Raw genomic sequence first — 23369 nt, 5'->3', positions numbered from 1 at the left:
CTGAAATTGCGCCGCTTCCTGTCTGCATCCATTAGTAAAACGTTCATTAAGCTGTAAAATGCAACCCTTGTTCGATAGTGGCTAAATCCCACTTCGGCACAGACTGATTCCGGCAATGGCCCTCATCTAGAGACGGCTTGCGCATCCATGGATTAGACGGTGCTCCGATCGGTGCCGTCAGTGACTCAAGGGTATGTTCTTTCGTGAAAATTCTAGTGACTGGTGGTGCTGGATTTATCGGCTCGGCAGTAATTCGGCATATTATTGCCAATACTTCTGATGCGGTTGTAAACGTCGATAAGTTGACCTACGCCGGCAATCTCGAGTCATTGGCCGAAGTTAGCGATAGTCCCCGTTATGCGTTCGAGCAGGTCGATATCTGTGATCGGGAGCAGATTGACCGTGTTTTTCGTGAGCATCAGCCTGATGCGGTCATGCACCTCGCTGCAGAGTCCCATGTAGATCGTTCGATCTCCGGTCCTTCGGAGTTTATTCAGACCAACATTATCGGCACTTACAATCTGCTCGAAGCGTCGCGTCTGTATTGGCAAGGCCTGGAGCAGGACCGCAAGTCGCTGTTTCGCTTTCACCATATTTCGACCGATGAAGTGTACGGTGATCTTGAGGGGGTGGATGATCTGTTTACTGAAACCACACCTTATCAGCCAAGTTCTCCTTACTCTGCCAGTAAGGCAAGTTCCGATCATCTGGTGCGCGCATGGAGTCGCACCTACGGGTTGCCGGTTCTAATTACCAATTGCTCGAACAATTATGGGCCTTGCCATTTTCCGGAAAAACTTATTCCACTGGTTATTCTCAACGCCCTTGAAGGCAAGGCGTTGCCTGTTTACGGCAAAGGTAATCAAGTGCGTGATTGGTTGTATGTCGAGGATCATGCTCGAGCGTTGTACAAAGTTGTGACTGAAGGTGTTGCAGGGGAGACCTATAACATTGGTGGGCACAATGAGAAGCAGAATATCGAAGTCGTTAAAACACTCTGCGCGTTGCTCGATGAGTTGTGCCCGGAGTCGCCACATCGTCCTCACGCTGGCTTGATCACCTACGTCCAGGATCGCCCGGGGCACGATCAACGCTACGCGATCGACGCAAGCAAGATCCAGCGCGAGTTGGGCTGGGTGCCATCGGAAAGTTTCGAAAGCGGTATTCGCAAGACTGTCGAGTGGTATCTGAAAAATACCCAGTGGGTCGCGAACGTGAAGAGCGGCAGCTATCAGCAGTACATCGACCAGCATTACCGTAACCGCCCGGTTCAAGCATGAAAATTCTGTTGCTCGGAAAAAATGGTCAGGTCGGTTGGGAGTTGCAGCGTTCTCTTGCCCCATTGGGGGAACTGATCGCGCTTGACCGGCTTGGCCAGGCTGGCTTGTCCGGGGATCTTTCGGATCTGCAGGCTCTGCGCGCAACGATTCGCCAGGTGGCTCCCGATGTTGTGGTCAACGCCGCGGCCTATACCGCAGTGGACAAGGCTGAATCCGATACTGAAATGGCTGACAGGATTAATGCGCGTGCAAGTCAGGTCATTGCCGAAGAAGTTGCATCCCTGGGCGCCTGGCTGATTCATTACTCTACCGACTATGTATTTGACGGGCAGGGTGATGCACCTTGGCGCGAGGCGGATCAGACAGCCCCTCTCAACTACTACGGCTTGAGCAAGTTGAACGGTGAGAACGCCATTATCGCCAGTGGCTGCCGCTATCTGATTTTTCGCACGAGTTGGGTTTACGCGGCACGAGGCAATAACTTCGCGAAAACCATGCTTCGGCTGGCCGCAGAGCGAGAGACGTTGAACGTTGTCTCTGACCAGATCGGTGCGCCTACAGGGGCTGACCTGATTGCCGACGTGACGGCCTTGGCGCTGCAAAAAGCACTGCGGCAGCCAGAATTGGCAGGTATCTATCACCTGGTGGCTGCCGGTCAGACGTCATGGCGCCAATATGCCAGCTATGTAATCGATTTCGCCCGGGCCCACGGCGAGAATGTTCTGGTCAAAAGCGTTGCCCCAGTGTCAAGTACTTCATTTCCGACTCCCGCTCGACGTCCCCTTAATTCCCGTCTGGATACTCAGAAAATCCGGGAGAATTTTTCTCTGAACTTGCCGGAATGGGAAGTCGGAGTTACTAGAATGCTGATGGAAGTTCTGAATAAATGATGGCTACAACTCGTAAGGGAATTATTCTGGCCGGTGGCTCGGGCACTCGTTTGCACCCACTGACGCTCGGTGTATCCAAACAGATGCTACCGATTTACGACAAGCCGATGATCTTCTATCCGCTTTCAGTGCTGATGCTTGCGGGGATGCGCGAGATCCTGATTATTTCCACGCCTGAAGATTTGCCGAGTTTTCGCAAGTTACTGGGCGATGGTAGTCGATACGGTATTTCGCTTTCATTTGCCGAACAGCCTAGTCCTGATGGGTTGGCGCAGGCTTTCATCATCGGCGAGGAGTTCATTGGTGATAGCCCGTGTTGCTTGATCCTCGGCGACAATATTTTTTACGGTCAGCATTTCTCCGACAAACTGCGTTCGGCAACCCATCAGGAGTCGGGAGCGACGGTATTTGGTTATCACGTTTCTGATCCGGAGCGTTTCGGTGTGGTCGAGTTCGATGCCGAAGGTCGTGCGCTGAGCATTGAAGAAAAGCCGGCCCAGCCAAAGTCCAATTACGCGGTCACCGGGTTGTATTTCTACGATAATCGGGTCGTTGAAATCGCTAAAAACATCCAGCCTTCTGCGCGTGGTGAACTTGAGATCACTGATGTCAACCTGGCTTATCTGCACCAGGATGCGTTGAAAGTCGAGTTGCTGGGGCGTGGTTTTGCCTGGCTGGATACCGGAACTCATGATTCGTTACTGGAAGCCAGTCACTTCGTTCATACCATCGAGCAGCGCCAGGGTTTGAAAGTGGCCTGTCTGGAAGAGATTGCCTACTACAACGGTTGGATTAGTGCCGATCAATTGCGGAGTCAGGCACAGACACTCGGTAAAACCGGTTACGGTCAATATTTAAGCAAGCTCCTGCCTCCTGCTGGAAATAAGGAAAATGCCCCGCCGAAAACCTCGAATTGATTGCATGTCGATTCGGGGCAGACACAAGCGCAGTTTCAGGATGAATATAAAGGGGAATTGAGTGAATAAATCCAGGGTGCTTGTGACAGGTGCAAGCGGATTTGTAGGGCGTGCGCTGAGCGAAAAACTGCTGGCGAGTGAAAGTTTCCTCCCTGTTTGCGCTGTTCGTGACCTGGCTTCGGGACCCTTGCAGGCCGAGCGAATTGTTTACGAGTTGGAAAGTGGGCTTTCGGTTGAGGCGATGCGTGGCGTCGACACTATCATTCATGCCGCTGCGCGCGTACATGTCATGAAGGCGGCGCAGTCCGATGATCTGACTGCGTTTCGCAAGGCAAATGTCGAAGGCACTTTGAAGCTCGCGCGCAGTGCTGCGCAGGCGGGGGTTCGACGGTTCATTTTTATCAGCTCGGTCAAGGTCAACGGTGAGCAGACCCTTCCCGGTAAACCTTATCTGGCCACTGATGTGCCCGCACCAGTAGATGCATACGGCATTTCCAAGTCGGAAGCGGAAACCGCGTTGCGCGATTTGGCCGCAGAGACCGGACTGGAAGTCGTGATTATTCGACCGCCCCTGGTCTATGGGCCTGGTGTGAAGGCCAACTTTCAAAAGATGCTGGGTTGGGTTGATTCCAGGCTGCCATTGCCGTTCGGCTCGATTACCAATCAGCGCAGTCTCGTTGCGCTGGAGAATCTGCTGGACCTGATCGTGCATTGCATCAGGCATCCGGGTGCGCCGGGCAACACCTTTCTTGTCAGTGACGGCGCAGATTTGTCCACGACTCAATTGCTTCAGGGCGTGGCTCGAGCGCTGGGCGTGCGTTCGGCATTGGTACCCGTTCCTCAGCGGCTGTTAGCCGCCGGGCTGATCCTTCTGGGTCGGCGAGCGCTGGCGACACGCTTGTGTGGGTCGCTGCAGGTCGATATCAGGCACACCTGCGAACTGTTGGGATGGGCGCCGCCGGTTGGAAGTCAGCAGGCGTTGGATCGTGTAGCCAAAGACTATCTGGAAACTAAAAAGAAATGAGTTGGTTATTGCTGGTTGGGGTATTCCTCGCTTCTTGGTCGCTCACGTTCGTCCTGCGCAGCTACGCACTGCGCAACAAACTCATGGATGTACCCACTGCGCGCAGTTCCCACAGCATCCCGACGCCCAGAGGCGGCGGTGTTGCCATCGTGGTTTCATTTTTGGCGGCGTTGTCGGTCTGTGTGCTGACTGGAGTGTTGCCTCAAGGGCAGTTCATTGGTTTGTTTGGTGCGGGTATCGCTGTCGCCCTGATTGGTTTTGCCGATGATCATGGGCACATTGCCGCGCGCTGGCGATTGCTTGGGCATTTTGCTGCGGCTATCTGGATTCTGATTTGTTTTGGTGGGTTGGCCCCGCTGGATATGTTCGGTTTCAAAATCGACCTCGGATGGTTTGGGGCGGTTCTGGCATCGATTTATCTGGTCTGGGTGCTCAATCTCTACAATTTCATGGATGGCATTGATGGCATCGCCGGCGCCGTGGCGATTTGCGTGACGGTGGCCGGAGCCATTCTGTATTGGTTGTGTGGGTTCACTCAGGAAGTCTGGGCGCCGCTGCTGCTCGCGAGTGCCTGTGCCGGATTTCTGGTCTGGAATTTCCCGCCAGCGAAGATTTTCATGGGCGATGCAGGGAGTGGTTTTCTCGGCATAGTGCTCGCAGGCATGGCGCTTCAGGCTGGCTGGGTCGAGCCGCAACTATTCTGGAGCTGGCTGATATTGATGGGGGTGTTCATCGTTGATGCCACCTACACCATGCTGCACCGACTGATTCGTGGCGAGAAAATCTACGAGGCTCATCGCAGTCATGCCTATCAATATGCTTCTCGCCAACACCTCAGCCACAAGAAGGTAACGGTGGCGGTCATTCTGATCAACGTCCTTTGGCTGACGCCTCTGGCTTTTTGGGTGGGGAAGGGCGGAATGGATGGCGTAAGCGGCCTTTTGCTCGCCTATCTGCCATTGATTGTGCTCGCGATCCGATACAGCGCTGGCAAAGCGGAAGCTTGACTGGGAGCGACGGGCTTGGCCGCCTATTCTTAAAGCGCTGCAATGGGTGTAACCACCGTGCAACACGGTGTGCTGCATGAATGGCAAGCGGTCGCCCGGCGCTCAATAATGGAAAATTGTATGGTAAACTTCGCTGGTTTTTATAAGGTGATGGCATAAGGCTAGCAGCTGGTGCGATTTTTTCCTTGTAAGACCCCGGCAGCGCCGCTGCCGGCATGGGTTTGTGTGTGTATTCGGCAGTACCTCTTTGCAGGCGTACTCGAAGCCTGAACCGCATTTCCTGGGCTGCATGGATGAACAGCGGGTTCCTGGCAGGCGTTTCCGGGGCGTGATTGACCTGAGTTCTGGTGTTTCCGGAGCCGGGTCGATTTTTTTGGTTACCGGATTTGCCGAGGGGGCTCTGCCTCGCATTGAGTAGAGATTCGCGATACGCCCTCCTTTGGAAGCAGCGCATCAAGACGTCCAACTGATGAGTAGGAACCAGGTCACGAACAGCAGTTCTGGCCTGGGAAGTGAGGAGTAAGGTAATGAAAGTTTTGGTGTTGGGTGTTTCCGGAATGCTGGGTAACGCAGCCTACCGAGTCTTGTCCGCTAACCCCGAGTTGAGGGTTTTCGGTACGGCTCGAAGTGAAGGTGCCCGCAAGTTTTTTTCACCGGCCTTGGCCGAGAACATCGTACTGGGCGTTGATGTCGAAAGTCAGGACTCTCTTATCAAGGCTTTCGGTACGGTCCGTCCCGATGTCGTGATCAACTGCGTAGGTCTGGTCAAGCAACTGTCCGATGCCAACGATCCACTGATGGCCGTGCCGATCAATACGCTGCTCCCGCATCGTCTTGCCGCATTGTGCAAGGCCGGTGGCGCCCGACTGGTGCACATCAGTACCGATTGTGTCTTTTCCGGGAAGAAGGGCGGCTATCTCGAATCCGATTTTCCGGATGCCTATGACCTCTATGGTCGCTCCAAATTGTTGGGCGAAGTGGATTATCCACACGCGATTACTTTGCGCACATCGATCATCGGTCGCGAATTGTCCGGCGCCCGCAGCCTTGTCGGCTGGTTCCTCGCGCAGCAAGGCAAGGTTGACGGTTTTACCGGTGCCGTGTTCTCCGGTCTGCCGACCATGGAGCTGGCGCGAGTGATCAACGAGTTCGTCCTGCCACGACCGCACTTGCACGGCTTGTACCATGTAGCCGCCAAACCGATTAATAAGTACGACTTGCTAAAGCTTGTAGCGAGCACTTATGGGAAAGACACGGAGATTGTCCCTTCCGATAGGCTGACAATTGATCGTTCGTTGAATGCAGACCGTTTTGCGGAGGCGACAGGCTACGTTGCCCCGGAATGGCCTGTATTGATCAAAAACATGCATGACTTCAATTAAGCGCAAGGTTTAGACAATGTTTGATAATAAAGTATTGATGATTACCGGTGGCACAGGCTCATTCGGTAATGCTGTTCTTAATCGTTTTTTGAAAACCGACGTCAAAGAAATCCGTATTTTCAGTCGTGACGAGAAAAAACAAGAGGATATGCGGATTGCGCTGAACAATCCGAAGCTCAAGTTCTACATTGGTGACGTTCGCAACTTCGACAGCATTCGTGGCGCGATGAAGGGCGTTGACTACGTTTTTCACGCAGCAGCATTGAAACAGGTCCCATCGTGCGAGTTTTACCCGATGGAAGCTGTGCGCACCAACGTACTCGGTACCGAAAACGTCATGCAGGCAGCGATCGAGAACAATGTCGAGCGCGTTATCGTGCTCAGCACGGACAAGGCTGTCTACCCGATCAATGCGATGGGCATTTCCAAGGCAATGATGGAAAAGCTCATGGTTGCCAAGGCGCGCATGCAGTCGGAAGGCGAAACCGTTTTCTGCGCTACCCGTTACGGCAACGTCATGGCTTCCCGCGGCTCGGTAATTCCGCTGTTTATCGAGCAACTGCGCGATGGCAAGCCGATCACCATCACCGATCCGACCATGACGCGCTTCCTGATGTCCCTGGAAGACTCCGTCGATCTGGTACTGCATGCATTCGAACACGGCGAACAGGGCGATATCTTCGTTCAGAAAGCGCCTGCATCGACCATTGAAGTGCTCGCACAGGCACTTAAAGAACTGTTCCAGAAAGACAACGAAATTCGCATCATCGGCACTCGTCACGGTGAAAAACTGTTCGAGTCGCTGGTTGCACGTGAAGAGTTGGCGAAAGCCGAAGACATGGGTCAGTACTACCGTGTGCCGGCCGACAATCGCGATCTGAACTACGCAAAGTACTTCGTGGAAGGCGAGGCCGAGGTTTCCGCGCTCGAAGATTACACTTCCCACAATACCGAGCGCCTGGATATCGAAGGCGTGAAGAAGTTGCTGTTGAAGCTTTCCTACATTCAGGAGCAACTTAATGCTTAAGGTAATGACGATTGTCGGGACCCGTCCTGAACTGATCAAGATGTCGCGTGTGATCGCCGAATTTGACGAGCACACGAAGCATATCCTCGTCCACACCGGGCAAAACTTCGACTACGAGTTGAACGAGGTATTTTTCGAGGAAATGGGTATCCGCAAGCCGGATCACTTCCTCGGGGCCGTCGGCGCCAACGCCGCGCAAACCATCGCACGCGTCATCGAGAAAGCCGATGAAGTGCTGGAAGCCGAGAAGCCGGACGCCTTGATGCTCTACGGCGATACCAATTCCTGCCTGGCCGTCATTGCTGCCAAACGCAGAAAAATCCCCGTCTTCCACATGGAGGCCGGTAACCGCTGCTTCGACCAGCGTGTTCCGGAAGAGCTGAACCGCAAGGTTCTCGACCATTTGAGCGACATCAATCTGGTGTTGACCGAGCATGCTCGTCGCTATCTGCTCGACGAAGGCATTCCACCGGATCGCATCATCAAATCCGGCTCCCACATGGAAGAAGTGCTTAATCACTTCATGCCACAGATCGAGGCATCGCCGATTCTCGACGAGCTGGGTCTGAAGTCGAAGCAATTCTTCGTCGTGAGCACTCACCGCGAAGAAAACGTCGACACGCCGGCAAACCTGCAGGATCTGCTGGACACCCTGAAGGCGCTGGTTGAAACCTACGACATGCCGGTTATCGTTTCCACCCACCCGCGTACTCGTCAGCGTCTGGAGGCTCTGGGCCTGGACGGCCTGGATTCGCGAATCCGGTTCCTCAAGCCGTTCGGTTTCTTTGCCTACATCAAGCTGCAGAAGGAAGCGTTCTGCATCCTGTCCGACAGCGGCACCATCACCGAAGAAGCTTCGCTGCTCGGTTTGACCGCAGTGACCATCCGCAACGCCCACGAGCGTCCGGAAGGCATGGACCAGGGCACGCTGATCATGAGCGGCCTGAAGTCGGAGCGGGTTCTCGATGCCGTGCGTATCGTGACCAGCCAGGATCAGGCAGGTGCCGTGCGTCGCGTGGTTCCAGACTACGAAGGTGGCCTGGTATCGCAGAAAGTTTTGCGAATTGTTTTGAGTTATACAGATTTTATCAATCGGACTGTTTGGTCGAAGTAAACGTGGGGGCATCTACTCCTGCTGTACATGTGACGTTGTAGATGCCCTGGTTTTTTGTTTGATGAGTTTGTACCGATCAACACTGATTAATAATCAGCTCGGCAAGCGGTAGTGTTTGTTAAAGCTTGTTAGATGCTAAAGGATGAAGAAACGTGAATACGACTGTCGATGCAAGTGTTGTCTGGTGTGATCGGGATGAGTTCCATAACAAAGCTGCCGGTTTTATCAAGTCCGTATCCACAGTCCTCGATATCGGTTGTGGCATCCGCCCGCAACAGTACATCACCCCGGAATTGTTGATCTGTGTCGAGCCGCACCTTGAGTACGTTGAAGTGCTCAAGACAAGCCTCAAGGACGCGAACGCAGTCATTATCCCTCTGGACGCCAGCAAGGCGTTGGCCGGGATGCCGGATCGCTCGATCGATTCGATTTTTCTCATCGACGTTATCGAGCACATGGACAAAGACGTGGGCGCTCAAGTGCTGCTTGAGTGTCAACGTGTAGCGCGTCAGCAAGTCATTATCTTCACTCCCTTAGGCTTCATGCCTCAGGAAATTCACGCTGGCGATGTGGATGGCTGGAACCTTCACGGCGGTGAGTGGCAGGATCATAAATCCGGTTGGTACCCTGAAGAGTTCGCTGGCTGGGATGTCATTGCCTGCAAGCATCTTCATCTGCGGGATTACCTCGGACAGGACATTACTCCTCCGTACGGCGGTTTCTACGCTGTTAAAAATATCCAGAAAGTGGCCAATCACTTCAACGATCTTTATTCCAATGATGTGGTGGAGAGTCAAACTTCTAACCTGCCTTGGTTGCTGGAGTCCTTTCCGCTTCTGGGTGAAAAGGTCGTGGCCCGTGACATCAGCACCAGCCATCTGAAATGTGGGATTGCATCCTGTCAGCGCACGACTGAGCTGTTCATAGAGCTCGGTGCAACCGAGCCTCAGGATGTCATTTTCGCGAAGGCCGCTCAGGAAAAATCTGAAGCGCTATTGCGAGAGACTCGTCAGCACAACGAACGTATCAAGGCGTTCTCCGAGCAATTCGCACGTTTGAATGACTTGGGGGCCGAATTCGCTGGTTTGTCTGCTCAGGCTGCAGAGTTGTCTGCTCAGGCTGCAGAGTTGTCTGCGAAGAGCGAAGAGCTTGCATTCAAAGAGAGTCAAATTCAGGCAAGAGAGAATGAACTCCAGCAACAGGCAACTGCATTGTCTGCACGCGCCGAGCAGTTAAACGCTTTGGAACGAGGCATTACTGAAAGCCTGTGTTGCAAGGTCAGCCGTAAAGTAAGAGCTCTGTTTAAATGAAAGTTCTTCAGGTCAATGGCTACGAGTCCCCTGGTCGTCGCTTTAATGGTCTTTCCATTACGCCGCTGCTAAAAAAATACGATGTCGAGTCTCGGCATCTTATTTGGGAAAAGGACACTCAGAACCCGGACGTGCTGACGTTCGAGGGGAAAAATACAAGGAAAATCAACCGGATCCTCAATCGGGTTGAGCGTTTGACCTCGATGCAATCAGTGCTTTACACGAATGCCAAGCAGATGATGAAAATGCCAGCGTTCGAGGAAGCGGATGTGCTGCACCTGCACATTATCCACTCGGGCTATCTGAGCCTGGGCGACTTGCCCGAGATCACTCGGCGCAAGCCTACAGTGTGGACACTGCATGACCCGTGGGCGATGACAGGTCATTGCGTCTATCCGTTCGAGTGCAAACGCTGGATGACCGGTTGTGGCAAGTGCCCCGACCTGGATATCCACTTCCCGCTGTTGATGGACACCACACGTTTTTTGTTTCAGTACAAAAAACGTGCGTACAACAAATCGAAGTTCGATGTCATCGTGGCCTCCAAGTGGATGCGCGATATGGTCGAGGCTTCTCCTCTTTTCGAGGATGTTGATATCCATCAGGTGCCTTTTGGCCTGGATCTGGACTTTTTCAATCCGAATGCTTCGCCGGATGCACGCAAGCGCTTCGGCATTCCCGATGATGCCTTGGTCATTTGTTTCCGGGCGGTCGATAACCAGTTTAAAGGCTTGCCTTACATCATCCAGGCGCTGGAGCGCATCAGCGCCAACCAGCCGGTATGTCTGTTGACTCTCAACAGCAAAGGTTTGATGGAGCAATTCAAGGATCGATTCCAGCTTGTTGAGTTGGGTTGGACCAATGATGAAGAACTGGCCCGTGATGCGTTCGTTGCATCCGACATCTTCCTCATGCCTTCGATTGTGGAAGCCTTTGGCGTCATGGCCATTGAAGCGTTCGCCTGCGGCAAGCCGGTGATCGTGTTCGAAGGCACATCGTTGCCGGAAGTGACGTTTGCACCGGAAGTCGGGGTGTCGGTGCCGATGCACGATGGCGAAGGGCTTTATCGCGCTCTGCAGCATCTGATCGACAATCCGGCGGAGCGTGAAGAACGCGGTCGCAAGGGACGAGAGATCGCCGAAAAGCATTATGGCGACGACTTGTACGCACAGCGGCTGGCGGAGATCTATAAAACGGTTGCTGCTAAATGAAAGTACTGCTTTTAACTGATATACCACCGTGCCGTAACTTTACAGCAGGTCTGGTGCTGGATCGGTTGGTCGGCTTTTTGCCCAAGGATCAGGTTGCCATCTGCGCAGTGGTTAACCCTGCGCTGAACCCGGAGATTCCTGCGGAGCTCGACGAAGTCCCCAAGCTTCTTCTTCGCAAGCCGCGGGAAGCCGCGGTACGTGTATTGCCGCGCAAGGCCGGGATTCTCTCGGCTTTTCCGTTCGAGCTGGTCCAGGCCAATCGTGTTCAACGCGAGCTGCTTCCGCAGATCGTCGAATTTGCCAAAACGCAGAAAGTCGATGCTGTGTGGGTTGTTCTGCAAGGGCAGACCATGGTGCGCCTGGCTCGCCAGGTGACCCAGGCACTCAATGTGCCACTCCTGACTCAGGTCTGGGACCCGTTCGGCTGGTGGCTGCAAGCGAATCTCATCGACGGTTTTACCCGTCGCCGCTTGCTCAAGGAGTTCGACCAGGTCATCAAAGGCAGTGCGTCCTGTGCGACCGCATCGTGGGCGATGTCCGAGAATTACACGAACAAATACCGTGTCGTGAATGCTCCGGTGATTGCGGGGTTGCCTCGTGAACTGGCCTTGCAGCCGGCTACGAAAGTGCATGATCGCGATGAGTTCATCATTGCCATGGCCGGTCAGTTCTACGCGCAGACGGAATGGGAATGCCTGCAACATGCATTGAATGCCTGTAACTGGAAAGTTGCAGGCAAGCGTATTCGTGTGCGGGTGATGGGGGGCGCGTTCAAGGTGTTTACCCAAAGTCCTTCGAATTTCGAGTATCTGGGCTGGCAAACTCAGGACGAGACGATTCGACTGCTGGCCGATTCTGATCTTCTCTACATGCCTTACTGGTTCTCCGGTGAGTACCACGAAGAGTCGAGCAACAGTTTTCCATCGAAGCTTGTTACTTATTTCGCTTCAGGCCGGCCGGTGTTTTGTCATGCGCCGAGTTACGCCTCTCCGGCGAAGTACATCAAGGCCAATGATGCCGGTTTCCTGTGCGAGTCGCTGGATACCTCCGTCATCATCAGTCAGTTGGAAAGGGCTGTGCAGGACAGCGAGGCTTACGCTCGTTTTGCCGCCAACGGCTATTCATGCTTCATGAAGGATTTCACGCTGGAGCGCATGAAAGAGTCATTTCTTGCGTTTCTGGGAAATCACACCAAAGCATCAATAGGGCTTTCTAATTGAGTCAGAATATCTTTACTGCTCATTTCCGGCATTTCGATCTCATCAAGCAACTCATCAAACGCGATGTGGACATGCGATTCAAGGGCGCCCTGCTGGGTGTCCTGTGGCCGCTGATCACGCCGCTGCTGACGTTGGCGATGTACGCGGTGGTGTTCGGATATTTCCTGCCTTCTCGCTGGCCTGGCGTTGAGGGAATTACCGGTTTTGCATTAATGCTGTTTCCCGGTCTGATTGTCTTTACGTTCTTTGCCGAATGCGTAAACCGTGCGCCCAACCTGATTACTTCGAATCCCAACTTCGTCAAGAAAGTGGTGTTTCCGGTCGAGTTGCTGGTCTGGGTACCTATCGGCTCGGCGGTTTTTCAGTTGTGCCTCAGTATCGTCGCATGGGCGGCCATTGCACTGTTCGTCAACGGCAGCCTTCAGTGGACCATCGTGTTTCTGCCAGTCGTCATTGCGCCGCTGGTGCTTTGCCTGTTGGGCATTACCTGGTTCCTGAGCGCGCTTGGAGTGTTCCTGAGAGATATTGCGCAACTGACGATCGTCATCACCCAGGCATTGATGTTCTTCTCGCCGGTTCTGTATCCGCTCGACAAGCTGCCGCAGTGGGCCAGTCACCTGATCATGCTCAATCCGCTGTCGTTCATTGTTGAACAGGCGCGGTTGGTGATGATCAACGGCGCGATTCCCAATTTTCCGGGCCTGTTGATCTACACCTGCGTCAGTCTGGTCGTTTGCTGGCTCGGCCTGCGTTTCTTCAGATCTGTCAGACACGGCTTTGCGGACGTTTTATGAGTATGGACATGACTACAGAAGTAAAGCCGCAGCCCGTCATCGAAGTGGTTGGTCTGGAAAAGGCATACCACATCTACGATGCGCCACATGATCGTCTGAAGCAGATCTTTCTGGGCTGGAAGCGCAACTACTATCGAGACTTCCTGGCGCTGAAGGATGTCAACTTCGAAGTGCTCAAAGGGCAGTCAGTAGGTGTTATCGGTCGAAATGGTGCCGGTAAAAGTACTCTCTTGCAGCTGTTGACCGGCACCCTGACACCCACGAAGGGCTCGGTGAAAATCAACGGTAAAGTCGCGGCAGTCCTTGAACTGGGTTCGGGTTTCAACCCTGAATTCAGCGGGCGCGAGAACATCTATCTGTATGCCAGTCTGTTCGAGTTGAAGAAGTCGTGCATCGAAGAGCGCTTTCAGAAGATTGTCGATTTTTCCGAACTTGGCGACTTCATCGATCAGCCGGTAAAGGCGTATTCCAGTGGCATGCAGGCGCGTCTGGCGTTTTCGGTCATCGCCCATGTCGATGCAGATATTCTGATCATCGATGAAGCGTTGTCTGTAGGGGACGCATTTTTCGCACAGAAGTGCATGCGTTTCCTGCGGCAGTTCCAGGAGCGCGGCACGATTCTGTTCGTCAGCCATGACCTGGCCGCTGTCACCGCTTTCTGCGATCACGCGATCTGGCTGGAAGGTGGAGTCGTTCGCGATGCCGGCACGGCGAAAGATGTCTGCGAAAAATACTTCGCCCAGCTTTACATGCAGCATACCGGCGCCGAGGGCGCAGCCCCCGTTGCAGAAGTTGCAGTAGAAGACGAAGAGTTTGAAGAGGTCATCGAGGAGGAGCCGGAAGGCGAGATCATCGAGCAGCGCATCGTCATGCAGGATGATGAAACGATTTACAACGGTGCTCAGGAAATTGAATCTTTCGGTTTCAATCCGCAGTCATCGACGTTTGGCACAGGTGGCGCAGAAATTCTCAACGTCAGCTTTACCAATGCAAAAGGACGTCAGCTGACCGTTTGTGAAGGTGGTGCGGACGTTGTTGTGAAAGTTACGGCCAAGGCCACTCACGACGTTGATTTGCCGATTATCGGCTTCATCATCAAAGACCGGCTGGGGCAGCCGTTGATCGGTGGCAACACCTATCACTCCTACAAGGAGTCGCCTATCAGAGTCCGGGCCGGTAAACGGGTCGACGCTGCGTTTCATTTCAAGTTGCCAATACTGGCGGTGGGTGATTATTCGATCGTTGCAGCGATTGCCAACGGCACGTTGCATGAGCATGTGCAGCTGCACTGGATGCATGACGCGGTCCTTTTCAAAGTAGTTGCTACCAGCATCGACGGCGTGATCGTCGGGGCACCACTGGACAAAATCATTCTTACCTCCAAGGATTGAGCCAACAATGACTCAACAACAAGATCCAGGACGTTTAGCCTGGGCGGATGCATGTCGACTGATTGCAATGTTCGGCGTGTTGATCATTCATATTTCGGCGCCGATTTTCTACGACTTCAGAAATATCGAACTGAACAGTTTTCTGGTGGCCAACGCACTTGACTCGATTGCACGTGTAGCTGTTCCTCTGTTTGCGATGCTTTCTGGTGCGCTTCTACTGGGCCGGGACATGTCCAAAGGACTTGGAGGGATTGTTTCCAGAGTTCTAAAGGTTGCCATTCCATTAGCCTTCTGGAGCGTATTGCACGTTTTCTGGATCAACTACTGGACCGGCAAACCGATGGATATTCCGAATGCGCTGACTCAAGCCCTGCGCGGGCCGGTGATGTATCACCTGTGGTTCGTCTACATGACTATCGGTGTCTACATCCTTCTGCCGGTCCTGCAACCCATTTCCGTGGCACTGTTGAGCAGCAAGCGGCTGGCCGCTTACTTCTTCGGAGTTTGGTTCCTGATCAACTCGGCGACGGTCTATTTCCCGGTCAGCATCCTGCCTCACCTGACGTTGACGAGCTTCCTCAATTGGCCGGGTTATTTCCTGCTGGGGTTCTATATCGTACGTTCGGATATCCTGAACAAAATTCCCGCGTGGTGCAGTGCTCTGGTCTTTTGCCTGGCAAGCCTGGCGACATTCCTGCTCAGTTGGCGCTTCAACTCGCTGTCGCCGACTCCGGACGAAACCGCATTCCTGTACTTCAGTCCTAACGTGCTGATTGCATCGTGTGCCGCATTTCATTTGATCCGGAAAATTCGCGTAGCCCCGCTACTGGTGCGGCCGGTTGCGTTCTTGTCCAGCATCGTTTTCCCGGTCTACTTCATGCACCTGCTGGTAATTGATCTCATCAAGGCCGGGATGTTCGGGTTTACGTTGAATCTTGCATCGATGTCGACATTCTCCGCGATTTTCAGCCTGTCGTTGTCCACGTTTGCGGTGTGCCTGATTCTGGCTGCACTGACTCGTGTGATACCGTACTCCGCAAAACTGGTTGGTTAACTATTTAATTCTGATAAAAGCCGCACTTAGACGGCTTTATTTGAGAGAGCAAAATGACCGTAAACGCAGCTATTCCTTCATCGCCCGACAACGTCCAGTCACCGAACGCTTCGGTAGAAGACCCGATCGACCTCACGATCGTTATTCCGTGCCTGAACGAAGCGGAAAACATCGTGGGTATCCTCGATAGCGTGAAGGCAGCGGTCGCCAATCAGGCGTTCACTACCGAAGTCATCGTTGTCGACGATAAAAGCGACGACGAAACCTACAGTCTGGCGATGGCGTGGGGCAATGCGAACAAGGACGAATTGCCGGTTCGCGTGATCAGCCGTTCTCTGCATCGTCGTGGTTATGGTGCAGTGGTCCGTTTCGGTGCAGCGCACGGTATCGGTCGCTACTGCATCTTTGTCTCGGCGGACGCTGTTGACCCGATCCATTTGATCCCGGCGCTGTACAACGAGATGGAGAAGGGTGCAATTCTTGCTCAGTGCTCTCGTTACATTCAGGCAGGCGATGACGGCACCATTCCGTTCAAATACAAATTCTTCCAGTTCTTCTTCCGTATCGGAGTGCGCATCGCACTGGGTCAATACATTCCCGATTCGACTTACGCATTCAAGATGTTCCGTCGTCGGGAAACCCTGGGCGTAGGTCTGAGCCAAAACCGGTTCAGCATCAGTCCTGAAATTACCTTCAAGTCGATCTTGATGGGTGGGGAAGTCAAATACATCGCGGGCGCTCAGGGTGTACGTGAACGTGGTGTATCAAAGTTTATCTTCCGCAAGGAAGGTCTTGGTTTCGGGTATTGCTTGATCCGGGCGTTTTTGCATAAAACCAAATTGGTTTACTGGTTCTGATACCTATAAATTAAGAAAATGGAAGTCCCGTGTATAATTTTTTTGCTGCTGTAAAAGATCGAATCAGAGTTAGTCGTAAAACTGTTGAAGCTTGCCTGGTTGCCTTGTTGCTGTTGTTGGCAGCATTTCCAGACGTGATATTCAAGGATGCCAGTCTGCGATTGACCGATCAGATTACGGGAGCGTACACGGCAGTTCCCCTTAAACCCTTCTACACCATCCCCAATACAACGGGATGGTGGGCTGGGTATAACGATAATGGTGGCGCGACCTATCAATCTGAACCCATGATGCAATTCATGGTTAACAGTATTCGCGATGGCCAAACTCCTTATTGGAACCCGTATTCAGCAGCCGGAGCACTGGGGCCAGAGGCGCTTGTAGATCAGAAGTTTTCTGCAATGACCCTGGTAAATGCTCTGCTGGGAGGCGGGTCGCTTACCTATAACATTGTTATCTTGCTGGCACTTTATTTCGGGGTGTTCTTCACTTATCGAATTGTCAGGGAGTTATTGGGGCTTTCCGCAGTTGCGGCACTCGCCGCGAGCGTCTTTTATCTGTTAAACGGATACATAACGGCGAATCTCGGTTCGAACGTAACGCAAAGTTATCTGTATGTACCGATCTGCCTGTATGCGGCGATGGCGTTTGTCTCGCGGCTCTCGGTACTCCGCTGGTGCATGGCGGTTCTTGCGTTTTCGCTGTTTTTCTCCTGTACTTTCATGCCGACCACCATTACGTCCCTGATTGCGATGGGCTGTATCATCCTCGGCTTCTTGGTCAACTGCGTGCAAAGTGGGAATTACTCCGCGAAGACCGCGGTAGCTGCCTCGTTTTTTCTGGGTATGAGCCTGTTCGGGGCATTTCTGCTCCTTGCACCACTCTATTTTCCGTTCCTGGAAAACCTGAAAAGCCTTGGCACTCTTGAGGACTATTCCAAGCGGTACTTCTGGGGATTGCGTTACCCCAACGCCATCATGTCGTTCTTTTCGTCGTCGCATCTGTTCGAATCGTATAACGCAGCTGAACCGCTGGCAGCGTCCTTCAATGGACACGGTTCATTCATCGGCAATACGGTTTTCCACAGTGGTGTTGTTGCAACCGGGCTTGCAGGGTGTGCGCTTGCCAAGCGCATGCCGCAATTCAAGTGCCTGGTCGCGATCTGCATTGCCGTGGCGGGTTTTGTCGGCGTACGGCTTTTTGATCCGGTCTGGATTCAGGTTCTGTTTGCCCATCTACCCATCATCGGGCATATCGGGAGCCAGTACTGGTGGCCGGTCATCATGTTCCCGCTGATCATCCTGGTCGCATTTGGGGCGCATAACCTGCAGGCGAAGAATGTCCGCATTCTGCCTTGTCTGGCGCTGATGGCGTTTGGTATCTGGGCGTTTATCAAGATCTACGGCGTTTTCGGCCTCCAGGAGCCACGCCTGGAATACAAGATTCAATCGCTGGAGTTATTGGCAGCGGCGGTGACGCTTATCGTCGCTGTAGCGTTGTTCGCCAGATTCATATCGAGTCCGACGATTCTGCGCGCGGTGCTGGGTAGCGTAGTGGTCGTCATGTTCGTTGAACTCATGCTCATGGGTAAGATGGTACGTTTCGAAAGAAATGACCTGTTTTCCAACATGCCGCCCGCTCTGCAGTTTGTAAAAGACAACATTGGCAATTACCGGACAATGAACTTCGGCCAGGGTGGACTCTATCCGGAGTTGGGTTCGGCGTTCAAAATCCAGGAAGTCAGCACGCTCAATCAGGGCGGCTTGCCGGAATTCCGGGATTTCTTCTACGCGTCGATCAATCTCGAGAACTCGCAGCGACTGGGTTATCACGAAACCACCCCGCTGGGCTCGTTTCCATCTCTGATCCTGATTCAGGACAAGCCGCAAACCAACACGATCAATTGGGATGCGATGAATTTCCTCGGGGTCAAGTATGCGCTTTTGCCTTTGACTTACACGGCATACGAAACGGAACTGAAAGCGCGCGGTTTCGAGGAGGTTTATCACAGCCTGGCCACTCGAGTGATGGAGAACAAGCGTGTGTTGCCGCGTGCATTTGCCATTAGCGCAAACGATATGGCGGGGAACGATAGTGTTGATCTGCCTTCCGACTATGCACAGCACCTTGCGCCGGTTTCCATAGATTCCTATCGAAATGGCGAGGTGATTCTTTCCGGGGAAGCGGATCACGAGTCGCTGGTGGTTCTGTCGGACACCTGGCACTCCAACTGGACTGCGGTTCTGAATGGGAAAAAGGTGCCTATTCTCAAGGTGGACAAGGCATTCCGTGGAGTAGTTGTACCCGCCGGCAGCTTCTTTATTCGAATGGAATATCAACCCAAGTCACTGCCTTGGGCGATTGGCTCTTCAATCATGATGATTGCGCTGCTGTTGTTCCTGACGTTACGCCGCAAGCGCTTCAACTCTAAAATCAACGCGCTGTTGCTTAAAACTGTCTGATTCTGGATTTATCTCATCTCGTGTCGGCGAGAACGCCGTACACTTGAAAGACAACAAGGTTAAGAATGATGTTTCGTTCGCTGTTCAAGAAGAGTCACGTTTTGCTTTTGATCAAACTATCGCTTGCGGTGGTTCTGGTCTGGGTTTTGCTGAACAGCGGGCAACTCGACTTCCGTTCGATCCTGGTGGTTTTTGATAATCTGGATTTGTTCATTCCGGCGCTGGTCTGTCTTTTTCTGGGTATCGTCATCAGTGGCTTTCGCTGGTGGTTGCTGCTGCGCGCCACGGGCAACAATATTCCTTTGAGCACGGTTCTGAACCTCCAGCTGATTGGTAGCTTTTTCTCTACCTGGTTGCCTGGCGCGGCGGGTGGGGATGCGATCAGAGGCGTACAAGTTTTTCGCTTGTTGAAGAATGGTAGATCGACCGCATTGCTGTCGATTGTTGCTGATCGTGTTTTTGCAATGATCGGATTGATTTCCATCGCCGTGCTGGTTTCGTTTCTTCTGCCGAAGGCCATTTCACCAGATGCCGAGATTTTTCAATATGCAGGGCTGATTCAGACGTTGGCTTACGTATTGATTGGCGGGATGGTTTTCGGATTACTGGGGATCTATCTGGCTCTTCGTTTTTCCGTCATTGACTATCTGCCCATCAAGATTCGTCATTACCTGCATCCGTTCGGAGTTACGATTCTCATGTACCTTCGTGCGTGGCCGACTTTGCTCCTGTGCCTGGCGGTATCGGTGCTTGCAACGGGTATTGTGATTATCGGCATGATCACCATCGCTTCGATATTTCCCTACGCGGCCAATCCCCAGATCACTGCCATCGCCGGAGTGTTTGGCAACCTGTTTTCCGTGATTCCGATTACGCCCGGCGGTGTAGGCGTGGGTGAGTCGGTTTTTTCCAGAGTCTGTGCAGAGCTCGCCGCTCGGGCCGCGCCGTTCGCTACCATCTACTTCAGCTTTCGAGTCGGCATGTTGATCGTCAATATTCCAGGCATGATCGTATCGTTGTTCTACAGCACCGCGAGGCACCGCAAGAAAGCGGACACACTGAATTGATCGTTGGGTACGCTGATTTCGAAATGCGGTAAAAAATACGGGTGCCGTGATGAGTCTATCCAACAGCGATAAGTTGATAACTGAAGAGTTCAAGCCTCGGGTGTCGATCGTTATACCTGTGTACAACGGTGCGGACTTTTTGGCCGAGTCAATCCAGAGTGCCCTTGACCAGACGTATGCTGATGTTGAAGTGATCGTTGTCAATGATGGCAGCAACGATGGTGGTGCGACCGAGCGCATTGCCCGGTCTTTTGGCAGTGCGATACGTTATCTTGAGAAAAACAATGGTGGTGTAGCGTCTGCGCTGAATCTGGCAATCCAGCATATGACAGGCGAGTACTTTTCCTGGCTGAGCCACGATGACCTGTATGTCGAGGATAAGATTGCCAGACAGATTGCTTTCCTGTCCGGTCGTGAGCCTGAGCACACAATTGTCTATTCCGATTATTTCATTTTTACGGGCCTCGAAAAGAACAGGGCCGCCCGGATCTACATGCCGAGTGTGCAACCCGAGTTTTTTCGGTACTGGATCACTGCGCAAAGTGCATTACATGGCTGCAGTCTGCTGATTCCGCGGACTGCATTTGATGTGGCTGGCTCATTTCACGAAGGATTGCGAACCACTCAAGACTACGAGTTGTGGTTCCGGATGGCGGGCAGATATCGTTTCCTTCATCTACCTGAAGCACTGATCAGTGCCCGCAGCCATGAGAATCAGGATACCAACCGAATCGCCGACGTTGCCTTCCGCGAGGCGGGGGATCTTTATCTCGGGTTTGTGAAGTCGATGAATCCTTCAGAAATTCCAGGGAAGTCGCCTTCAGAGATTGGAGCCAGCTACCTGCGTCTGGCCTCGGGTCTATGGCAGCGAGGCTTTAACGATGCGGCGGCTTACAGCGTCAAAATGGCGCGTCAGTACGGTGTTTCTTTCGCGCATGTGCTTGCCTCACAATTGATCGCGGTTTTTGCCAGGAGCTTGCGGCGATACGCCCGTGCCATGCTTACGCCTCAGAGCCGGCAGGTCATTCGCAAGGCCGTCACGTGTTTAGTGCCCTCCCACAGAGGCCGTTAGTTCTCTTGAATATTCCTAAAAGACTGTTTCTTCATGCACCGAATGTTCATGTCGGCGGGGGCCTGAACTTATTGCAGGCGTTCTATGGCGCGGCGGAGTCGAGTATTGATTTCGAGCAACTGGATGTCCGGGCAAAAGCCGGCCTGAAAGCGGGGCGCGCTGAACGGCATTGGGTGCGCCCGACGTTGTTTTCCCGGTTGGCTGCTGAGTGGCGTCTGCGCAACCGCGTGAAAGCGGGCGATGCAGTCTTGTGCTTTCACGGGTTGGTTCCGCTGTTTCCTTTGAAAGGGCAAGTGACGGTCTTCCTGCAAAACAGGATCCTTCTCTCCTCAGACAGCCTCAAATCCTATCCGATCAAAACGAGGGTTCGCCTCTGGGGCGAGCGCTTGATGCTGAGGGCGTTTACCACGCGTATCGACAAGTTCGTTGTACAGACGCCATCCATGGCGGAGCAGGTTCGCGGGTTTCTGGGCGAGCAAACCCCGGTGGTCGTCTGCCCGTTTGTGCTTGCTGAAGTTGATCAGGCTGATGTGTCTGCTGAAAAAATCTACGATTTTGTCTATGTGGCCAGTGCGGAACCCCATAAAAATCATCAGAAACTGATTGCCGCGTGGTGCCTGCTGGCAGAACAAGGGCTGCGCCCGAGCCTGGCGTTGACCGTGCCGTTCGATACTGCTTTGTCATTCCAGATCGAGGAGTTGAAGCGGAAGTGGGACTTGAATGTTTTCAATCTTGGCCAGTTGAGTTCCAGCGAAGTTTGCGCGTTATACGACCAGTCGAGCGCATTGATTTATCCCTCTACCACCGAGTCCTTGGGATTGCCGCTGATCGAAGCCAATGCACGTCAGCTGCCGATCATCGCCGCCGAACTGGATTATGTCCGGGATATCGTCGAGCCAGTGCAAACATTCGATCCATCTTCGCGCACGTCGATTGCCCGGGCGGTAAGACGCCACCTCGAGTCTGACGAGCCTGCACAGTTGATACATGGGCCCGAGGTGTTTCTGAGAGAAGTCATGCAATGAAGGTTCTGGTATGGACACAGTATTTCTGGCCAGAAAACTTCCATATAAATGAAGTGGTGGCGGAGCTGACAAGCCAGGGAGCGGAAGTCACTGTGCTGACAGGGAAGCCCAACTATCCCGAAGGCAGGATTTTTCCCGGATATCGTTCGCTGGGTTGTCAGGCCGAGGACTACAAGGGCGCGAAGGTCATACGCTTGCCCCTTTTTCCGCGCGGGAAAAATTCGGCCAAGGGACTGATACTGAATTATCTGTCCTTTATTCTTTCCGGCTACTTGCTGGCTCCTTGGGTATTGCGCGGATTGAAGTTCGACGTTGTCTTCGTTTATGCGCCGTCTCCTTTGTTGCAGGCGTTGCCGGCCATTTACGTGTCATGGCTCAAACGTGCACGTCTGGCCTTGTGGGTTCAGGACATCTGGCCCGAATCCTTGAAGGCGACCGGGTTCATTAACAATGACAAGGTCCTCAAGGGTATTGAGTACGTTGTACGTTACATATATCGATACTCCGACTCGATCCTCATCCAGTCAGAAGGCTTTCGTGATTCTGTTCAACGCCTCTGCCGTGATTGGTCGAAGATCAGGTTCTTCCCTAACTCTGCGCTGGAACCGGTTACCTCAAAGACGCCGGATAACTTCAATGTCAGTCGTCTCTGCGGTCACTTTTCGGTGGTCTTTGCCGGCAATATTGGCGTGGCACAGTCTTGCCAGACGATTGTCGAGGCGGCGAAGATTTTGCGGGAATACTCCGATATTCGCTTCTTTCTGGTCGGAAGCGGCAGTATGGAAGCCACCATTGCGCAAAAGATTCGTGATGAAAGGCTGGATAACGTCGAGTTGACGGGGCGTGTTTCTTCTGAAGAAATCACCAGCGTTTATGCTGCGTCTTCTGTTTTGCTGCTAACGCTGCGAGACGATCCTATTTTCGCCCAAACCATCCCCAGCAAGTTCCAAAGCTACCTCGCCGCCGGCAAACCCATTATTGCCAGTTGCAATGGTCAGACCGCTTTGATGCTGGCCGAGGCGGACGCCGGTTTGAGTTGTACCGCGCAGGATCCACAAGCGCTGGCTGATGCGGTTCTGGCGCTCTATAACACCAATCAGCAACGCCTTGCCGAGATGGGGCAGCGCGGACGCGAGTTTTTCCTCAACCACTTTTACCTGCCCGGTCGGGTCTCCGAACTGATCGAGTACTTCAATGACCTTTCGCTGCGCAGGTCCCGCTGAGCTTCGAGTTTTGCTCTGCTTGTTCGAATGGCGGAATAACGG

20 protein-coding genes are annotated in these 23369 nt (G+C 53.2%); all 20 read left to right on the top strand.

The window, feature by feature from the left end; translation table 11 throughout:
* Positions 1 to 203 precede the first annotated feature (203 nt).
* The 20 genes from rfbB (at position 204) to CAF80_RS26380 (ending at position 23327) form a co-directional block, all read left to right on the top strand.
* The gene (gene rfbB / locus CAF80_RS26475) at positions 204 to 1280 is read left to right on the top strand and encodes a dTDP-glucose 4,6-dehydratase (protein ID WP_074688026.1); all 1077 of its coding nucleotides are present in this window, start codon (positions 204 to 206) and stop codon (positions 1278 to 1280) included.
* Positions 1277 to 2170, top strand: a complete 894-nt coding sequence (gene rfbD / locus CAF80_RS26470) for a dTDP-4-dehydrorhamnose reductase (RefSeq protein ID WP_074688024.1) — start codon at positions 1277 to 1279, stop codon at positions 2168 to 2170. Before rfbB ends, rfbD begins: the two co-directional genes overlap by 4 nt.
* Positions 2167 to 3087, top strand: a complete 921-nt coding sequence (gene rfbA / locus CAF80_RS26465; protein ID WP_052266588.1) for a glucose-1-phosphate thymidylyltransferase RfbA — start codon at positions 2167 to 2169, stop codon at positions 3085 to 3087. The genes rfbD and rfbA overlap by 4 nt, the downstream gene beginning before the upstream one ends.
* A 61-nt stretch (positions 3088 to 3148) precedes the next feature.
* Entirely contained in the window at positions 3149 to 4111 is a 963-nt protein-coding gene (locus CAF80_RS26460) for an SDR family oxidoreductase (RefSeq protein WP_039770543.1), read from the top strand.
* Positions 4108 to 5118, top strand: coding sequence for a glycosyltransferase family 4 protein (locus tag CAF80_RS26455; RefSeq protein ID WP_085668127.1), 1011 nt, complete (start codon positions 4108 to 4110; stop codon positions 5116 to 5118). The genes CAF80_RS26460 and CAF80_RS26455 overlap by 4 nt, the downstream gene beginning before the upstream one ends.
* A 527-nt stretch (positions 5119 to 5645) precedes the next feature.
* Complete coding sequence (locus CAF80_RS26450) at positions 5646 to 6500, top strand: SDR family oxidoreductase (protein ID WP_074688022.1); 855 nt, start codon at positions 5646 to 5648, stop codon at positions 6498 to 6500.
* 16 nt (positions 6501 to 6516) lie between these two features.
* Complete coding sequence (locus tag CAF80_RS26445; RefSeq protein WP_039770539.1) at positions 6517 to 7527, top strand: polysaccharide biosynthesis protein; 1011 nt, start codon at positions 6517 to 6519, stop codon at positions 7525 to 7527.
* Positions 7520 to 8641: a non-hydrolyzing UDP-N-acetylglucosamine 2-epimerase gene (wecB, locus tag CAF80_RS26440; protein ID WP_039770538.1), complete on the top strand. Its 1122-nt coding sequence runs from the start codon at positions 7520 to 7522 to the stop codon at positions 8639 to 8641. Before CAF80_RS26445 ends, wecB begins: the two co-directional genes overlap by 8 nt.
* A gap of 152 nt (positions 8642 to 8793) precedes the next feature.
* Positions 8794 to 9951, top strand: coding sequence for a methyltransferase domain-containing protein (locus tag CAF80_RS26435; protein ID WP_074688020.1), 1158 nt, complete (start codon positions 8794 to 8796; stop codon positions 9949 to 9951).
* Positions 9948 to 11162 carry a glycosyltransferase family 4 protein gene (locus CAF80_RS26430; protein ID WP_039770536.1) on the top strand — a complete coding sequence of 405 codons (1215 nt, stop codon included), beginning with the start codon at positions 9948 to 9950 and terminating at the stop codon, positions 11160 to 11162. The genes CAF80_RS26435 and CAF80_RS26430 overlap by 4 nt, the downstream gene beginning before the upstream one ends.
* Complete coding sequence (locus CAF80_RS26425) at positions 11159 to 12382, top strand: glycosyltransferase (protein ID WP_039770534.1); 1224 nt, start codon at positions 11159 to 11161, stop codon at positions 12380 to 12382. The genes CAF80_RS26430 and CAF80_RS26425 overlap by 4 nt, the downstream gene beginning before the upstream one ends.
* On the top strand, positions 12379 to 13176 hold the full coding sequence (locus CAF80_RS26420) for an ABC transporter permease (RefSeq protein WP_074688018.1): 798 nt from the start codon (positions 12379 to 12381) through the stop codon (positions 13174 to 13176). Before CAF80_RS26425 ends, CAF80_RS26420 begins: the two co-directional genes overlap by 4 nt.
* Before the next feature lie 8 nt (positions 13177 to 13184).
* Complete coding sequence (locus CAF80_RS26415; RefSeq protein WP_039770728.1) at positions 13185 to 14567, top strand: ABC transporter ATP-binding protein; 1383 nt, start codon at positions 13185 to 13187, stop codon at positions 14565 to 14567.
* A gap of 7 nt (positions 14568 to 14574) precedes the next feature.
* Positions 14575 to 15621: an acyltransferase gene (locus CAF80_RS26410; RefSeq protein WP_081353093.1), complete on the top strand. Its 1047-nt coding sequence runs from the start codon at positions 14575 to 14577 to the stop codon at positions 15619 to 15621.
* A 53-nt stretch (positions 15622 to 15674) separates the two neighbouring features.
* Positions 15675 to 16478 (top strand): glycosyltransferase family 2 protein, encoded by an 804-nt coding sequence (locus tag CAF80_RS26405; protein WP_080770644.1) that lies wholly within the window; start codon positions 15675 to 15677, stop codon positions 16476 to 16478.
* A gap of 29 nt (positions 16479 to 16507) precedes the next feature.
* Positions 16508 to 18940: a hypothetical protein gene (locus CAF80_RS26400; protein WP_074688014.1), complete on the top strand. Its 2433-nt coding sequence runs from the start codon at positions 16508 to 16510 to the stop codon at positions 18938 to 18940.
* Between the two features lie 68 nt (positions 18941 to 19008).
* Complete coding sequence (locus tag CAF80_RS26395; RefSeq protein ID WP_052266585.1) at positions 19009 to 20007, top strand: lysylphosphatidylglycerol synthase transmembrane domain-containing protein; 999 nt, start codon at positions 19009 to 19011, stop codon at positions 20005 to 20007.
* Between the two features lie 49 nt (positions 20008 to 20056).
* Positions 20057 to 21079, top strand: coding sequence for a glycosyltransferase (locus CAF80_RS26390; RefSeq protein ID WP_074688012.1), 1023 nt, complete (start codon positions 20057 to 20059; stop codon positions 21077 to 21079).
* 5 nt (positions 21080 to 21084) lie between these two features.
* Complete coding sequence (locus CAF80_RS26385) at positions 21085 to 22104, top strand: glycosyltransferase (protein ID WP_039770527.1); 1020 nt, start codon at positions 21085 to 21087, stop codon at positions 22102 to 22104.
* On the top strand, positions 22101 to 23327 hold the full coding sequence (locus tag CAF80_RS26380) for a glycosyltransferase family 4 protein (RefSeq protein WP_085668128.1): 1227 nt from the start codon (positions 22101 to 22103) through the stop codon (positions 23325 to 23327). The genes CAF80_RS26385 and CAF80_RS26380 overlap by 4 nt, the downstream gene beginning before the upstream one ends.
* Positions 23328 to 23369 lie beyond the last annotated feature (42 nt).

It is taken from the genome of Pseudomonas sp. B34(2017) (assembly GCF_002112915.1).
Lineage (GTDB): Bacteria > Pseudomonadota > Gammaproteobacteria > Pseudomonadales > Pseudomonadaceae > Aquipseudomonas > Aquipseudomonas pharyngis.
This window is presented reverse-complemented; position numbering and strand designations above follow the sequence as displayed.

Coding starts and splice junctions, on each gene's coding strand:
- rfbD (WP_074688024.1), top strand. CDS start 1,277: ATGAAAATTCTGTTGCTCGGAAAAAATGGTCAGGTCGGTTGGGAGTTG.
- rfbA (WP_052266588.1), top strand. CDS start 2,167: ATGATGGCTACAACTCGTAAGGGAATTATTCTGGCCGGTGGCTCGGGC.
- CAF80_RS26455 (WP_085668127.1), top strand. CDS start 4,108: ATGAGTTGGTTATTGCTGGTTGGGGTATTCCTCGCTTCTTGGTCGCTC.
- CAF80_RS26450 (WP_074688022.1), top strand. CDS start 5,646: ATGAAAGTTTTGGTGTTGGGTGTTTCCGGAATGCTGGGTAACGCAGCC.
- CAF80_RS26445 (WP_039770539.1), top strand. CDS start 6,517: ATGTTTGATAATAAAGTATTGATGATTACCGGTGGCACAGGCTCATTC.
- wecB (WP_039770538.1), top strand. CDS start 7,520: ATGCTTAAGGTAATGACGATTGTCGGGACCCGTCCTGAACTGATCAAG.
- CAF80_RS26430 (WP_039770536.1), top strand. CDS start 9,948: ATGAAAGTTCTTCAGGTCAATGGCTACGAGTCCCCTGGTCGTCGCTTT.
- CAF80_RS26425 (WP_039770534.1), top strand. CDS start 11,159: ATGAAAGTACTGCTTTTAACTGATATACCACCGTGCCGTAACTTTACA.
- CAF80_RS26415 (WP_039770728.1), top strand. CDS start 13,185: ATGACTACAGAAGTAAAGCCGCAGCCCGTCATCGAAGTGGTTGGTCTG.
- CAF80_RS26410 (WP_081353093.1), top strand. CDS start 14,575: ATGACTCAACAACAAGATCCAGGACGTTTAGCCTGGGCGGATGCATGT.
- CAF80_RS26405 (WP_080770644.1), top strand. CDS start 15,675: ATGACCGTAAACGCAGCTATTCCTTCATCGCCCGACAACGTCCAGTCA.
- CAF80_RS26395 (WP_052266585.1), top strand. CDS start 19,009: ATGTTTCGTTCGCTGTTCAAGAAGAGTCACGTTTTGCTTTTGATCAAA.
- CAF80_RS26390 (WP_074688012.1), top strand. CDS start 20,057: ATGAGTCTATCCAACAGCGATAAGTTGATAACTGAAGAGTTCAAGCCT.
- CAF80_RS26380 (WP_085668128.1), top strand. CDS start 22,101: ATGAAGGTTCTGGTATGGACACAGTATTTCTGGCCAGAAAACTTCCAT.